The 15,541-nt window shown below is 64.9% G+C and carries 10 protein-coding genes; 8 read left to right on the plus strand and 2 right to left on the minus strand.

Going from position 1 to position 15,541, the window contains the following annotated elements:
* Positions 1-33 precede the first annotated feature (33 nt).
* The gene (locus tag D578_RS0110945) at positions 34-348 is read left to right on the plus strand and encodes a hypothetical protein (protein ID WP_018949983.1); all 315 of its coding nucleotides are present in this window, start codon (positions 34-36) and stop codon (positions 346-348) included.
* A gap of 355 nt (positions 349-703) precedes the next feature.
* On the opposite strand, the gene ettA is transcribed toward D578_RS0110945, so the two are convergent.
* A complete protein-coding gene (ettA, locus tag D578_RS0110950) occupies positions 704-2,371 on the minus strand; it encodes an energy-dependent translational throttle protein EttA (protein WP_018949984.1) in 1,668 nt (555 codons plus the stop codon).
* 294 nt (positions 2,372-2,665) lie between these two features.
* Between ettA and D578_RS0110955 the strand changes: the two genes are divergently transcribed.
* The 6 genes from D578_RS0110955 to D578_RS0110980 all read left to right on the plus strand — a co-directional run bounded on the left by D578_RS0110955 (position 2,666) and on the right by D578_RS0110980 (position 11,523).
* Positions 2,666-4,087, plus strand: coding sequence for a diguanylate cyclase domain-containing protein (locus D578_RS0110955; protein ID WP_018949985.1), 1,422 nt, complete (start codon positions 2,666-2,668; stop codon positions 4,085-4,087).
* Entirely contained in the window at positions 4,084-5,421 is a 1,338-nt protein-coding gene (locus D578_RS0110960; protein WP_018949986.1) for a glycosyltransferase, read from the plus strand. Before D578_RS0110955 ends, D578_RS0110960 begins: the two co-directional genes overlap by 4 nt.
* Before the next feature lies 1 nt (position 5,422).
* Complete coding sequence (locus D578_RS0110965) at positions 5,423-7,504, plus strand: TolC family protein (RefSeq protein ID WP_026289305.1); 2,082 nt, start codon at positions 5,423-5,425, stop codon at positions 7,502-7,504.
* Positions 7,488-8,534, plus strand: a complete 1,047-nt coding sequence (locus tag D578_RS0110970) for an HlyD family secretion protein (RefSeq protein ID WP_018949988.1) — start codon at positions 7,488-7,490, stop codon at positions 8,532-8,534. The genes D578_RS0110965 and D578_RS0110970 overlap by 17 nt, the downstream gene beginning before the upstream one ends.
* A gap of 312 nt (positions 8,535-8,846) precedes the next feature.
* Entirely contained in the window at positions 8,847-9,455 is a 609-nt protein-coding gene (locus D578_RS0110975) for a biliverdin-producing heme oxygenase (protein WP_018949989.1), read from the plus strand.
* Between the two features lie 40 nt (positions 9,456-9,495).
* Positions 9,496-11,523, plus strand: coding sequence for a sensor domain-containing diguanylate cyclase (locus D578_RS0110980; RefSeq protein ID WP_018949990.1), 2,028 nt, complete (start codon positions 9,496-9,498; stop codon positions 11,521-11,523).
* Positions 11,524-11,741: 218 nt separating this feature from the next.
* Here D578_RS0110980 and D578_RS0110985 read toward each other — a convergent pair whose 3' ends face one another.
* Positions 11,742-14,450, minus strand: coding sequence for a cation-transporting P-type ATPase (locus tag D578_RS0110985; RefSeq protein WP_018949991.1), 2,709 nt, complete (start codon positions 14,448-14,450; stop codon positions 11,742-11,744).
* A gap of 157 nt (positions 14,451-14,607) precedes the next feature.
* Between D578_RS0110985 and D578_RS0110990 the strand changes: the two genes are divergently transcribed.
* Complete coding sequence (locus D578_RS0110990) at positions 14,608-15,510, plus strand: alpha/beta hydrolase (RefSeq protein WP_018949992.1); 903 nt, start codon at positions 14,608-14,610, stop codon at positions 15,508-15,510.
* The last annotated feature ends 31 nt before the right edge of the window (positions 15,511-15,541 follow it).

A 15,541-nucleotide genomic window follows, 5' to 3' on the forward strand; every position in this document is an offset into this window, starting at 1 on the left:
ACCTGACGTGTCGAGTTGGAGAAGGCTGCCGGAATGATCAAGGAGTCGGACTGGAAGCGGTTCAGCCAGTTGAAGGAAACCGCGCTGGATCGTTACTGCGAACGAGCCCTGGCCGATTGTCGGGCGACAATGGAACAGGAGGACCGGTCGAACCACGAACGCTTTCTGGATCTGTACCAGCAATTGCACGAAGCGGACAAACGGCTGGAATTCATCTTCGATGGCCACGCCCGTTCGAAGGCGCTTGATCAGTTCGCGTGCATGCGGCGCGAAGGGCTGATCGAGGATTCGGAGCTGGAAGGGTTTACCGAGGAATTCGTGGAGAAGACCCGGCCGCTGGCCTGGTAGTTGCCGCCCCCGGCCAACCCCCAACGTGCAGGCGCCTGCCCCGCAGGCGAAGCGACACGGAATGACGAGCGCCACGTACCAGCCGGGACGGATATGCCTTCACCACCGTTCCACAGCATCGCTCTGACCCCGGCGCTGCGCAGATGACTTGGGCGATACGCGGACCGTCCCGTCCACCGCTGCGATCCTGTTCGTCCTACTGCCGGCCGGGGCGATGGTCTTCGGGCTGATTGCTGTCTCCTGGTTATCGCGGCCGCCCGCGTGACGCCCTTGGCAAGGCAGGGGCGCTCATAAGTTCGCGTCCCCCGGGGCCGGAAACCAAAAGGCCCGGCGGGTGCCGGGCCTTCGGGGTGGATCAGGAGGCGAGTCGTTTGTACTTGACCCGGTGCGGCTGCTCGGCCGCGGCGCCGAGGCGCTTGTGGCGGTCTTCCTCGTACTCCTGGTAGTTGCCGTCGAAGAACACCACGTTGCCGTCTTCCTCGAACGCGAGGATGTGGGTGGCGATGCGGTCGAGGAACCAGCGATCATGCGAGATCACGATCACGGAGCCGGGGAAGTCCAGCAGCGCCTCTTCCAGCGCGCGCAGGGTTTCCACGTCCAGGTCGTTGGTGGGTTCGTCGAGCAGCAGGAAGTTGCCGCCGCTTTGCAGCAGCTTGGCCAGGTGCACGCGGTTGCGTTCCCCGCCCGAGAGATCCTTCATGCGCTTTTGCTGGTCGGTGCCCTTGAAATTGAAGCGACCGACATAGGCGCGTGACGGCATCTGGAAGTTGCCGACCTGGATGATGTCCTGGCCGTTGGAGATCTCCTCCCAGACGGACTTGTCGTCCTGGAGGGCGTCGCGGCTCTGATCGACATAGGCCAGCTGCACGGTCTCGCCGAGCTCGATGGTCCCTTCGTCCGGCTGTTCCTGCCCGGCGATCATGCGGAACAGGGTGGTCTTGCCCACGCCGTTCGGGCCGATCACGCCGATCAGCGCACCGCGTGGGACGGACAGGGACAGGCCCTGATACAGCACGCGGTCGCCGAAGTGCTTGGACAGGTTCTCCACCTCCAGCACCTTGTCGCCCAGACGCGGGCCCGGCGGGATGTAGATCTCCTTGGTCTCGGAGCGCTTCTGGTAATCGGTGGAGGCGATCTCCTCGAACCGCTTCAGGCGTGCCTTGCTCTTGGCGCCACGGCCCTTCGGGTTGGAGCGCACCCACTCCAGCTCGGACTCCATCGCCTTCACGCGGGCCGTCTCGGACTTTTCTTCCTGCTTCAGGCGCTTTTCCTTCTGTTCCAGCCACTGCGAGTAGTTGCCCTGGAACGGGATGCCCTGGCCGCGGTCCAGCTCGAGGATCCAGCCGGCCACGTTGTCGAGGAAGTAGCGATCATGGGTCACCGCGACCACGGTGCCCTGGAACTCCTGCAGGAAGCGCTCCAGCCAGGCCACGGACTCCGCGTCCAGGTGGTTGGTCGGCTCGTCGAGGATCAGCATGTCCGGGCTGGACAGCAGCAGACGGCAAAGCGCCACGCGGCGGCGTTCCCCCCCGGAGAGGTTCTTCACGTCGGCATCCCACGGCGGCAGGCGCAGGGCGTCGGCGGCGACCTCCAGCTTGCGTTCCAGGTTGTGGCCGTCGGCGGCCTCGATCTTCGCCTCCAGCTCGCCCTGCTTGGCGGCCAGGGCGTCGAAGTCGGCCTCCGGCTCGGCATAGGCGGCATACACCTGATCCAGCTCGGCCAGGGCCTCCTTGACCGGGGCCACCGCCTCTTCCACGTTGCCGCGCACGTCCTTGCTCTCGTCGAGCTGTGGCTCCTGCGACAGGAAGCCGATGTTGATGCCCGGCTGCGCGCGCGCCTCGCCGACGATGTCCGTGTCGACCCCGGCCATGATACGCAGCAGGGTGGACTTGCCCGCGCCGTTGTAGCCCAGCACGCCGATCTTGGCGCCCGGGAAGAAGTTCAGGTTGATGTCCTTGAGGATGTACTTCTTTGGCGGGACGATCTTGCCCACGCCGTTCATGGTGAAGATGTACTGCGCCATGGTGCTCCTGAGGTGAATGCGGTTTGGATAGGGTGCGGGCCGGGTCGCCGGCAGCTTGTTTGTGCACTTTACCATCAGGCGCCCGCGGATTTGTGTCCCCGGGTGTCCGGCGGGCCCCCCTTGCACTGGACTTGTTAAAGCTTGTGGGGAAGTGGGCGGCGTACTGCGCGCATGGGGCATGGGCGACCATTTCCGGTTAAGATGTGACCGCGGTCACGTTTTTTTGACGAGTGGCTGGCTGGTAGCTTGGCGCGCAGCGGGGGGCCGGAGATGGGGTTGGTATCAGGGAATTCGATGGCGGAGCAGCCGGAACAACAGACAAGAGAGCCCCTTCGGATCGTGGTGTTCTCTCGTCGCGCCGGATTTGCCGACGGGCTGGGCACGAACCTGCCGAGCCAGCAGCATGCGGCTTACGAGGAATTGGCATCAACACCCGAATCCGGGGCGCGGACCGGCTTTGTCGTGGACCTGGAATCGTTGCCCGAGCCGCTGGAGCTGATTCGCGCGCTGCGGCAGCACCCCGAATGGCGAATGCAGTTAATTTGGACCCGGGGCGACGCCGGACCAGAGAGTCGAGCCCTGACAGACGGGGCCTTCGAGACGGTGGACAACCCGGGTGAACGTATCGAGACGTGCAGCGGCCGATTGCTGACCGCGAACGGAGGCCAGCCCGCACGCAGTCAGGATGACGTCTTGCTGACACTTCTGTGGAGCCACCCGCACATGAGCCTGCAGCCGGTGCGCGACTGGTCCGCCCCAGAGCTTTACCGCTACCCTTTGTTGGATGTGCTTCTGGAGGAGGACACCCCGGAGTTCTGGCTGCGGGGTTTGAAACAGCGGCGCTTGGTGGAGGGCCAGGAGCTGGTGGATCGCGTTCGCCTGTGCCCGGGGTGCCGCCATGGACACCTCAGTTTCGTGGATGTCTGTCCCGAATGCGACTCGCTGGATATTCGCACCGAGCCCGGACTGCACTGCTTCAGTTGCGGGCACGTGGCGCCGCAGCGGCTGTTCCAGGACAACGGGATGCTGAGTTGCCCGAACTGCCACGCGACCCTGCGGCATATTGGCGAGGATTATGACCGGCCGCTGGAGAATCATGTTTGCGGCGGCTGTCAGCACATGTTTATGGAAGGGCGTGTTCTGGCGCGCTGCATGGCCTGCGGCCAAGCCCATGACCCGGATGCCCTGGAAGCGCTTGGAGTGTATCGCTACCGGTTGTCCGAGGCCGGCCGGCTGGTCGCGCGTACCGGCGACATCGGGGATTTGTACGGCGTCTTCGATGAGATCAATTATGTTTCACCGGAGCACTTCGAGTTCTTCTTCGACTGGACGCTGAAACTTCGGGAGCGCCACGAAGAGATCCGGTTTGGCCTGATCCTGCTGCACCTGAACGGGTTGGCGCGGGTGATCGATACCCTGGGCCATGGTCGTGGCGCGGCCTTGGTGGATTCCTTCGCTGAGCGGGTCAAGGCACTAGTGCGCACAACTGATCTGGTGACGCGAACGGCAGATGATCGCATCTGGTTGTTGCTGCCGCAGACGTCGGCCGACGGGGTGGATGTATTGGCTGGCCGCCTGTCCCGGCTAATGGAAGACAGTGTAGAAGGGACTGCCCTGGATCGCTTGGGGCGGGTTTATCACGAGTCCTCGATCGGCATGAGCGAGGCCGAGGACGCAGCGGCCGTAATGGCCCGCCTGGTTTCGCGCTCGCAATGACCGGTGTGCTGGAATTCCTGGCGCAGATCGTCGAGATACTCGGTGGGCTGTTTCACGAGACGAATGCGCTCGCGTTGGCCTACATGTTCATCCCCTTCGTGGTGTTTCTGGAACTGCCCCTGAACCTGATGATCTGGTTGGGGGTGCTGCGCTACTACACGCGGCGAATCTACGCGGTTCCGACCCGCTACCCCTATACCCCGAGGGTGACCTGCATCATCACGTGTTACTCGGAAGGGGGGGGCGTGCGGGGAACGGTGCGCTCCATGCTTGAGCAGGTCTACCCGGGGCAGATCGAGATCATCGCGGTAGTGGATGGGGCCGACCAGAATCCGGCTACGCTTAGCGCCCTGCGCGCGATGGAACCCGAGGTCGAGCGATATGCCAGCCGGAAGCTGGTAGTGGTGCCAAAGACGCCGCGCGGCGGACGGGTTTCGTCTCTGAACGCCGGTTTGCAGATGGCGCGCGGGGAGATCCTGCTGGCGGTGGACGCCGATACCTCTTTTGACAACACGATGGTGACCGAAGCGGCTGGGCATTTTCGAGATCCCAATGTGATCGCGGTGGCCGGTTCATTGCGGGTCCGCAATTGGCACGACAATCTCCTGACGCGTTTCCAGGCGCTCGAGTACATGATCACCATCCACCTTGCCAAGGTCGGGCTCGGAGAGTTTCACGGTATCAATAACATTTCGGGTGCGTTCGGTGTGTTTCGGACCGAGATGGTGCGCAAGATCGGGGGCTGGACGACCGGCTCGGCCGAGGATCTCGACCTGACCCTCAGGCTCAAACAGTACTTCGGTCGCTACCCGGGCTTTCGCATCGCGTTCGAGCCGAGGGCCATGGGGCATACCGATTGCCCGGCGACCTGGAAGGGCTTCCTGCTCCAGCGCCTGCGCTGGGACGGCGATCTTTTCTACATGTACATGCGCAAGCACCGCGCAGCGTTTTCCGTGCGGCAAATGGGGTTCTGGAACGTGCTGTTGGGACTCTGGTACGGGATGTTGTTCCAGATGATCATGCCGGTGTTGATCGTGCTGTACACCCTTTGGCTGGTGGTCATGGTGGCGCCGGTGGTGGTGGTGGCCACCTTCATCATCATCATGGGCCTGTACGCCGTACTCACGGCACTCATGTACATCACCGCCTTGGTGTTCATCTCCGAACGGCGGGGACGGGACCTTCGCTTGGCCTGGTTGATCCCGTTGTTCCCGTTCTTTGCGATGCTCATGCGGGTGTGGTCGCTGGTAGCCATCATCAACGAATGGTGGCGCCACTCCAGTCAGGAATCCTCCATGGCACCCTGGTGGGTGCTGCGCAAGAGCAAGCGTTGACATGACCATACGATCCACATTGTTGGCCGCAGTCTGGCTGGCGGGCTTGGCCGCCGCCGGTGGTGTGCAGGCCGGAGACACCTTGCCGGGGTTGCTGGAGGAAGCACCGCAGGCCCCCTTGCTCCTGGCGGAACAGGCCGAGGTCGAACGCGCGCAGGCACAACAGGATCGCCAGTACGAAACGCACGGCTGGGAACTGTTCGGCAGCGCGGGTGGCGGCACTTTCGACGAGCCGGTCGCCGCCGGAATCAACCGGCGTTATACGGGTACGCGGGCCACTGTCGGCGTCCAACGGCCGCTGTTGGGCAGTGACGAACAGCAACGGCGAGCTATCTGGCAGGCCCGGGGCGAGGCCGGTGCAGCGGCCTATCGCTACGAACAGCAGTTGCAGGAGGTTCGCCGTGACATCGGCGAGCAATACGCCCGGATCTGGCACGCGCAGCGTGCGCAGGCGCTCAGCAGCGCCATGCTCTCGGTGGAAGGCGAACTGGAACGTTCGCTGCAAGATCGGCGCGATCAGCAACTGATGCGCGATGACGAGATCGGGCGGTTGCAGCAAGGTCTCGACGTTGCGCGTCTGGATGCCGACCAGTCCGCGATTAGCGAGGACGAGGCGCGGCTCGAACTTGAGGGCTTGCTGGGCCGGCAGGTCTCTCTGCCGCGTGCCCCGGCATGGTTTGATCCGCAACGGATGACCTGTCCGCTGCAGGAAACGGACGGGGCGCCGGGCGTGCGGGCGGTCGAGGCAGAGCTCGAATCCGCGGTCGAACGCGAACGCCTGACCCGTTTCAATGCGCTGCAGTCCAACCTGCAGCTGCGCTACACGTCGACCTACGAGGACGACGTCAGCCGCATGGGCAGCGGGCTGGAGTTTGTCTGGACCGTCTCCATCCCGTTGCGAGCTTTCGGCGGCGAGAGTCCTCTGCGTCGCGAGTTGCAGGCCGAGCAACGGCGCCTGCAACACCTGCGGGCCGCTGCCCAGGGCGCGGCGCTGCAACGTCAGGATCTGGCCGAGCGGCGCCTCGAGGTGCATCAGCGTCGCCTGCAGGCTGTGACAGCCGAGCTGAAGCGTGCCGAGCGCAGTCTCCGCGTCGCACAAGAACGTACCGACGATGCGCTGGCCGTGCCTTGGGAGGAGTTGTTGCCGGCGCGTGCGGAATACTATCGCGCCGCCCGGGCCCGGCTGGATGCCACGCTGGAAATCTGGCTGGCACAGATTGCCTGCGACCAGTTCGTAACCGAGCAACCTCGAAGGCTGGAGCGAGTGGCGCAGGCGCGGCAGGTGCTGGGCGCGAGTGTCGAGGCAATAGCTTCCCTTGGCGGCCCGGTTCGTATCTATCTGTGGCAAAGCGCGCCGGTCATCGCGGGGCGTGATCCCGCCTTCTGGCCGGTGCTCGAACGTGCGGCCGTAGAGCACATTTGGTTGTCCCTGGACGGCGACCAGATCGGGCGGTATGTCTCTTCCGCGGACCCTCTGGAACGGTTCATCCGTGAGGCGCGCCGGCGTGGGGTATCCGTCGGCCTGTTGCTGGGTGAACCGACCTGGACCCTGCCCGAACACCGCAAGGATCTGGTGGCGATCATTGAATCTCTGGCGCATGTCGATTTTGCCGACCTGCATCTCGACATAGAGATCGATCAACTCAATCGCTATGTTCACGACCGCGACTGGTTGCTGGAGGAGTGGCTGCAAACGGTGGCGGCCGCTGCCAATGCCTCCCCCTGGCGCGTCGGGATTAGTGCCCATCCGCGGGACTTCGGTGACCCGGATCGTTGTCTTGGCTGCGAATTCGCCGAGCGCGGCGTAGATGAAATCGCGCTGATGACCTATGCCACCCGTCCGCAGACGCTGGAAGCGCAATTGGAGCCAATCTTGCAGCGCGGGGCCGGAGTTGACTGGGTGCTGGCGCAAAGCGTGGAGCGCGCGTTGCCACCGGAGAACAGCTGGTTCCAGCATGGCTGGAACGCCATGCAATCGGGGCTGAATGCCGCACTCGAACCACTTGGGCGTCGGGAACTACCGATTGCGATCCAGAGCTATTCCGATTTGAAGGATATGTGGGCCGATGAAGATTCGCTTTGACAGCAGTGACCGGCGCCAAGCCGGACAGGACGGTGGTCTCAAGGTCCGCTACGGGCCGGCTCGACGGGCCGCGTTTCGCCTGCGCTGGTACTTGATTCTGCTGCTGGTTGCGAGCCCGGTGCTCTATTTTCTGTATTCGCTGATCAGTGATCAGCTGTCCACCGAGGTGCCGGCGATGATCTGGTACCCACAGCATCAACTGCTAGCTCGGGTACCCGGTTTTGTCGATTCGGTGGAGGTTGATCGCTGGGAGCGTGTGAGCCGAGGCGACACGGTAGTGGTGCAGCGGAGCCCGGAACTGGAGAGCAAGCTGCGTCAGATCGAGATAGACCTGGTACAGCTGCGTGAGCGGGTCGCCCATACGCACCGTGAGCGCCAGGCGGACCTGAACCATCGGATCGGCCTGTTGAAGGACAACTTGGGAGATGTGCGCGGGCATGAGGCGCGCCTCATGCGGCTGATCGATCGCCGTTCGGCGTCCCAAGGGGAAATGCTGCCGGTGCGAACCGAGCGCGCACGCATCGAAGAGCGCTTGGCGGAACTCGAGGGCGAGCTGCAGCGGCTCCCGCAGGCAGACTCGGTGGAGACCTGGCCCGACACCCTCCAGGTTCGCTACGACCAGCTCCAGTCCGAGCGCTCCGAACTGCAACAGGAGCGGGCGCTGCTGGTGAAGGAGGCCGATCTCGACGGGGTGATCACCGAACTCTTGGCGGAGCCCGGCCAGTTCGTGACCGTGGGAACCCCGTTGTTGCGCTACAGCGGCACCCGGCTGCGGATTGTGGCGTACATCGAGCCGCGCCATCTGGAGCGCCGTATCGTGCCGGGCCGCGAGGTGGCCCTGATTCTACCGGACCGTACACACCGGGCCGCTGTGGTGTGGGATACGGTGGGTGCCGCCGACCGCCTGCCGGCCGAGCTGCGCACCGGTATTGGCGATGGCCAGAGCGCCGTGCCGGTGATCGTCGAGCCGGAAGAGGCCCTTCCGGAGATTTGGCGCGTGGATCGACTGCCGGTGCGTGTGAAATTCTGATCCGCCGGGCGGTGCGATTCGGTTTATCGGGCGTCAAACAGGGGCGGATGTATTTCCCGCGTGTTCTCTCCGCCGGCAAGCCCTTTCCTGTGGGGCCTGAACCCGGAGCGATCAACTTAACGAGACCGCAAGTGTCCACGGCAAAAGACTAGACCGGACCCCAGCGGCGTAGGTGCGACTGCGGCTCCGTTATCTCATCCCGCCTGGATTTGGGTTCATCAAGCCGGGGCTCGACGAGTATTGGCGCGAAAAGGCTGAATACCCGGGATTTGGAATGGCGCGTGCTCGACGCAAACTGCTACCATTGATGTAATGACAAGGTATCAACGGGGGCGCGTGCACCAGGCCTTGCGCAGGGGCACGGCGGCAGCGCACAAGGCGCTGGATCATCACCGGTTGATGCAGCGGCTGACAAGCAGTGATCTCACCCGCGAGCAGTACGCTGAATCGCTCGCGGCCATGTGCCGACCGCACGCGCGACTGGAGCGGTGGGTTCATGAAAGCCGCCATCATTTTGAGTCGGGACTTGAGCTGTCGCCACGTCTCGAGCGACTGGAAGCAGACCTGTTCGAGTTGGGCCAGCCCGCTCCCGTTCCCCCGGCCTCGCAGACCCCGCCAGACCCTTCGGGCGGACGTGCGGCTTGGTGGGGCCGGGTTTACGTGCTGGAGGGGTCGCGTCACGGCAGCGCGGTGATTGCCAGGTGCATCCATTCCAGTCTGGGCGATACCGCGCCTTGCCGTTTCTTCGGGGAGGCCATGGTGCCCGGCGCCTCCAGGACCTTGCTGGCGATGCTCGAGCGCGAGCTGGAAGATCATGACGCTCTCGAGCAGGCTGTAGTGGGGGCCCGAGAGGCGTTCGCCATCTACCAGGCCGAACTGGAGACCTTCGATAGCCGCAAAGATGCCGTCGAAATGCGCTAAATTAACCGCCCGCAGCAACTCCCCGAAGGAGATGAAGGATATGGACGAGCCGGAACTGGAAGCCGCGCTCGAGGCTTGCGAGCGCGAGCCGGTGCATATCCCGGGAGCGATTCAGCCGCACGGTGCGCTGATTGCCATGGACGAGCAGCTCCAGGAGGTTCGCCAGGTTAGCGCCAACCTCGAATCCATCCTCGGTATGCGGGTGGCGGATGCGTTGGCCATGACACCCGAGCGGCTGTTCACTCGCCGCTGGCTCGATCAGATCCGCACCCAGCTTGAGTCCCCGAACCGTTACGGTGCGATGATCGTGTCGCTGCGGATCCGCGGCCGGTCACAGCGGTTTCGCCTGCTCTCGTATCGCAGCGGTGCGCGGGTGGTGGCCGAATTCGAACCGATTTCCGGCAATCCCGAGCGCTGGCTGTTCGGCGCCATGGCCGACTGGCAGACGGAGCTGTCCGGTCATACGACCCGTGACGGGCTGCTGCGGGCGCTCACCGCCCTGGTGCGCGAACTGGCCGGCTACGATCGGGTGATGATCTATCGGTTCGACGAGGACTGGAACGGCAGCGTTGTCGCCGAAAGCCTGGCCGACGGCGCCGACAGCTACCTCGGCCACCACTTTCCGGCCAGCGACATTCCTGCCCAGGTGCGGCAGCTCTACAGCATCAAGCGCGTGCGCGACATCCCGGATGCAACGGCCGAAGCGGTGCCGCTGGTGCCGGCAAGCGACCCGGTCGACGATTCAGCCCTCGACCTCTCGCACGGCATTCTGCGTGCCGTCGCACCGATCCATGTCACCTACCTGGCCAACATGGGTGTGGTCGCCTCGATGTCGATTGCACTGCATCTGGATGGTCGGCTGTGGGGGTTGTTGGCCTGCCATGCAACGTCACCCAATATCCTGTCGCCGGCGCTGCGTGATGCCCTGCGTGCCATGGTGCAGACCGCCTGCTTTCAGCTCGAATTGATCCAGGCACGCGAGGAAGCCGTGCTGATTCAGCGGGCCAACGACAGCCGCGACGTCCTGGTCGACGAACGTGGCGAGTTTCCCGAGCCGGAAGAACTGCTGGCGCGACACGGCAAGGACTGGCTGCAGGTCTTCCGGGCGAGTGGCGCGGTGCTGGCCGCCGGCGATCAGAGCGCCGGCGTGGGCACTGTGCCGGATGCCGAGTCGATCAATGGCATTGTCGCCTGGTTGAGCCAGCATCACTCCAGTGAGCTGGCCTGGTCGTCGAACGAGCTCGGCGGGACCGAGCTGGGAACGTTCTGTGAACCCGCCCGGGCCGCGGGCTTGCTGGCGGTACCGCTGCCGATGCGGAATCCGCGTGACGCCTGGCTGCTGTTCTTTCGGTCGGAGAAGGCCGAAACCCGCATCTGGGCGGGCAATCCCGACAAGACCATCGACCGGCAAAGTGGCCGACTGTCGCCGCGCGAGAGCTTCGCTTCCTGGAAGGAAATCGTGCGCGGACAAAGTGCCCGGTGGCGATCGGTGGAACTGCGTGCGGCGACCGACCTGGCCAGCGATCTCGCGGTGCTGATCGCGGCCGGCGAAATCAGTCAGCTCAACCAGCGGCTCGAGCGCCTGGCTACCCGTGACCATCTCACCGGCCTGTGGAATCGCTATCGCATGGAGGGGGCGATCGAACAGGAGGTTGCCGCGGCCGAACGCTACGGTCGACCTTGCGCGCTGCTCATGTTCGATATCGACCATTTCAAGCGTTTTAACGACACCTGGGGACACGATGCCGGCGACGAGGTGCTGGTGAGAATTGCAACGACTGTCTCGACCCAGATGCGCGACACCGATCTCGCGGGTCGCTGGGGGGGTGAAGAATTCCTCGTACTGGCCGCCAACACCGATCTCGAGGGTGCGGCGCGTCTGGCGGAACGGCTGCGCGCGGCGATCGCGGCCCTGGAGATCCGCGACTATGGCCATGTGACTGCCAGCTTCGGCGTGGCGGTATACCGGGAGGGCGATCAGAGCCGCGACATCGTCAAGCGCGCGGACCTCGCCCTGTATGCCGCCAAGGAGGGCGGACGCAACCGAGTCGAAGTCAGCGCCGACTGAATCCGAACCTAGAGGCATGTGGGCGTTAGCCTTGGCGGGTCGAACCATGCTCGATAACGAGAAGACGTGTACGAAACGGGGATGACGCGGGGTTTATTCGCGCTTGCAGCCGCGACGTTTTGCCGTCGAATGGCACCCTCGGGAGTGAACCCATGCCAGGCGGGGCCGGGGCGGCAGGCCGACCCGATTGGGCCGCTGCGGCGTCTCGGGGGAGGCGTTTACTGGTGTGGGTTGAAGCCGCGACGGCGCAGGAAGGCCTTCTCCAGTTCGACGACAATGAACAGGACGATGCCGAAGATGAGGATGCGGGCCCATTCTTCGGGGCCGATGGCGGTGGTGCCGAACAGGAACTGTAAGGGCGGGGCGTAGGTGAACAGGCCCTGTAGCAGGATCAGGGCGGCGACCGCGATCAGGACCGGGCGGCTGCCGAACAGGCCCTCAAGATTGAAGGACGGCTCCAGGATGTAGCGGCTGTTGAACAGGAAGAAGAGCTGGCCCATGACCAGGGTGTTGATGGCGACGGTGCGGGCGAATTCGTCGGCCACGCCCTGTTGTTCCAGCCAGAGGAAGTGGCCGAAGGTGCCGGCCACCAGTAGCGCGGAGACGAAGCCGACGCGCCAGATCAGGAAGCCGGAGAGCAGGGGCGCGCGCGGTGGGCGCGGGGGGCGTTGCATCACGCCGGGCTCGGTCGGTTCGAAGGCCAGCGCCAGCGCCAGGGTCACGGCGGTGACCATATTGACCCACAGCACCTGCACCGGTGTCAGCGGCAGCGTCAGGCCGAGCAGGATTGCGGCCACAATGGTGAAGGCCTGGCCGCCGTTGGTGGGCAGCAGGAACAGGACGGCCTTCTTCAGGTTGTCGTAGACCGTGCGGCCTTCCTCGACCGCGTTGGCGATGGAGGCGAAATTGTCGTCGGCCAGGACCATCTCGGAGGCCTCGCGGGCGGCCTCGGTGCCCTTGATGCCCATGGCGATACCGACATCCGCGCGCTTGAGTGCCGGGGCGTCGTTGACGCCGTCGCCGGTCATCGCCACCACCTCGTGATGGCTCTGGATGGCGCGGACCAGGCGCAGCTTGTGTTCCGGCGTGGCGCGGGCGAACACGTCCACACGCTGGACCATGTCTTCCAGCTCGCCATCGGTGGCGCTTTCCAGTTCGTGGCCGACCACCACGCCGCCGGCCGTGTCGATGCCCAGCTCGTCGGCGATGGCGCGGGCGGTCACGCCGTGATCGCCGGTGATCATCTTCACCCGGATCCCGGCCTGCTGGCAGGTGGCGACGGCGGCGATGGCCTCGTCGCGCGGCGGGTCGATGATCCCGCAGACCGCCACCAGCGACAGCCCGCCGTCCTCGACATCGGCGAATTCCAGTTCGCGCTTGTGATCGGCCACGCGTCGGGTTGCCAGGGCGAGCAGGCGCTGGCCGCGTGCCGCGACCGCGTCCATCCACTCCTGCCAGTGCTCGCTCTCCAGCGGCTGGTCACCGTCGGCCGTGCGCTGGTGGCTGCATACCGCCAGCACCCGCTCCGGGGCCCCCTTGAGGAAGATGAAGGCACCGCCTTCGTGGTCGTGGTGCAGGGTGGCCATGAACTTGTAGGACGACTCGAAGGGGATGAGGTCGTCGCGAACAAAGAGCTCGTTGATCTCCTTCGGCTCCAGGCCGCCTTTCATGGCGGCGGCGATCAGGGCGCCCTCGGTCGGGTCGCCCTCCATGGTCCAGTGGTCGTCGCTGCGATAGAGCTCGGCGTCGTTGCACAGCAGGATGCCGCGCAGGGTCTCCGCCAGCAGGGGGTCAGCTTCCGGACTCACATCCTCGCCGTCGCGGGTGATCCCGCCGTGGGGCTCGTACCCCACACCGGCCAGCTCGTATTCGGCCTCGGCGGTGACGATGCTCTTCACCGTCATCTCGTTGCGGGTGAGGGTGCCGGTCTTGTCCGAGCAGATGGTGGTGACCGACCCGAGGGTCTCCACGGCCGGCAGGCGGCGGATGATCGCGTGACGCGCGGCCATGCGCTGTACCCCGATCGCCAGGGTGATGGTCATGATGGCCGGCAGGCCCTCGGGGATGGCCGCGACCGCGAGGCTGACCGCCGCGAGGAAGGTCTCCACCAGGTCGTAGTCGCGTACCCAGAAGCCGAAGGCAAAGGTCGCCGCGGCGAGCACGCCGATGGCGACTGACAGGCCGCGCCCGAACTGGGCGATCTGGCGCAGCAGCGGTGTGGTCAGGGTCTCCACCTCCCCGATCAGGGTGGAGATGCGGCCGATCTCGGTATCGGCCCCGGTCCCGACGACGACGCCACGGCCCTGACCGAAGGCCACGAGCGTGCCGGAGTACGCCATCGAGAGGCGATCGCCGAGATCGGACTCGGTCTCTACCGGGGCGGTTTGCTTGTCGCTGGCCACGGATTCGCCGGTCAGCGCGGCCTCGTCGATGCGCATGTTGTGTGCCGCAGTGAGACGCAGGTCGGCCGGGACGCGGTCCCCGGCCTGCAGGTAGACGATGTCGCCGGGGACCAGCGTCTCCGCGGGGATGCTGCGGCGCTGGCCATCGCGCAGCACCTGGGCCTTCGGTGACAGCATCTGGCGGATCGCGTCGAGGGCCTTCTCCGCCTTGCCCTCCTGTATGTAGCCGATGATCGCGTTGATTAGCACGACGCCCAGGATCACCCAGGTATCCAGCCAGTGGCCAAGCAGGGCGGTGCCGATGGCCGCGGCGATCAGTACGTAGATCAGCACGTTGTGGAATTGCAGCAGGAAGCGCTGGATCGGCCCGGTCCGCGCGGTCTCCGGCAGACGGTTGGGTCCGATCTCCTGGAGCCGTTGTTCGGCATCGGCCGAGTCGAGCCCGTGCTCGTCCGCCTTCAGGCGCTGGAGCACCTCGTCGTTCTTCAGCGCGTGCCAGTTGGGGGATGGGTCGCGATCGCTCATGCGTCTCCCAGCGATGTGATGGCGGCAGGGCCCGCCCGGATTTTTCTATCATGCTCCGGGCAAGCCGCGCTGTCAGGCCATTGGCCGTGCGTCCGGGCGGAATTTTCCCACCGTTGATGAGTCTATTCTTCCACGATAACCACCAAGGAGGTTCCCCATGTCTCGCTGGATCGCAACGACCGCCCTCACGGTTGCCGGACTGTTCGCCATCCCGGCCATGGCCGCGGAGAAGGTCACGCTGGCACACGATGATTTGACCCTGGTCGGGCACATGAAGGAAGGCATGGGTGCGAGTCCCTCCGACGGCGTGGTCCTGATGCTGCACGGCACCCTGGCGCATGGGCGCATGGAGGTGATGGCGGGGGTGCAGGACCTGCTGGCCGACCATGGCCTGAACTCCCTGTCGATCAACCTGAGCTACGGCATCGATGCACGTGAAGGGATGTTCGAATGCGACGCCCCGGTGCGGCACGGGGTGGATGACCACCTGCAGGAGATCAGTCTGTGGCACGAGTGGTTGCAGGACGAGGGCTACGGCCCGGTGACCCTGTTCGGCCACTCCCGTGGCGGTAATCAGATCGCTCGCTACCTGACCGAGCGCGATCCGGACGGAATCCGTGCTCTGGTGCTGGTGGCGGCCTCCACCTTTGACGAGGATGAGGCAGCGGCCGACTTCGAGGACCAAAGCGGCCTGCCGCTACAGGTGATGCTGGACCGCGCCCGCGAGCTGCAGCGCATGAACCAGGAAGAGACCCTGATGGAGGATGTGCGCTTCCTCTACTGCGAGGAACTGGATGTCACCCCGCGCGCCTTCCTTGGGTACTACGAGCCGACCAGCCAGAACGACACGCCCTCGGTGATCCGCGGGATGCAGATCCCGACGCTGGTGATCGTGGGTTCCGAGGACGACGTGGTGCCGGACCTGTCGCAGAAGATCGAGGCGGTGAAGGGCAGCGGCGACATCACCCTGATGACCGTGGACGGTGCGGGCCACTTCTTCCGCGACTTCTTCGCCGATGACGTGGCCGATTTCACCACGGACTTTATCGATCAGAACTGATCGGTAAGCCCTCAAGAAAAAGTCGGCGCTA

The organism is Thioalkalivibrio sp. ALMg11 (assembly GCF_000377905.1).
Classification (GTDB): Bacteria; Pseudomonadota; Gammaproteobacteria; order Ectothiorhodospirales; family Ectothiorhodospiraceae; genus Thioalkalivibrio.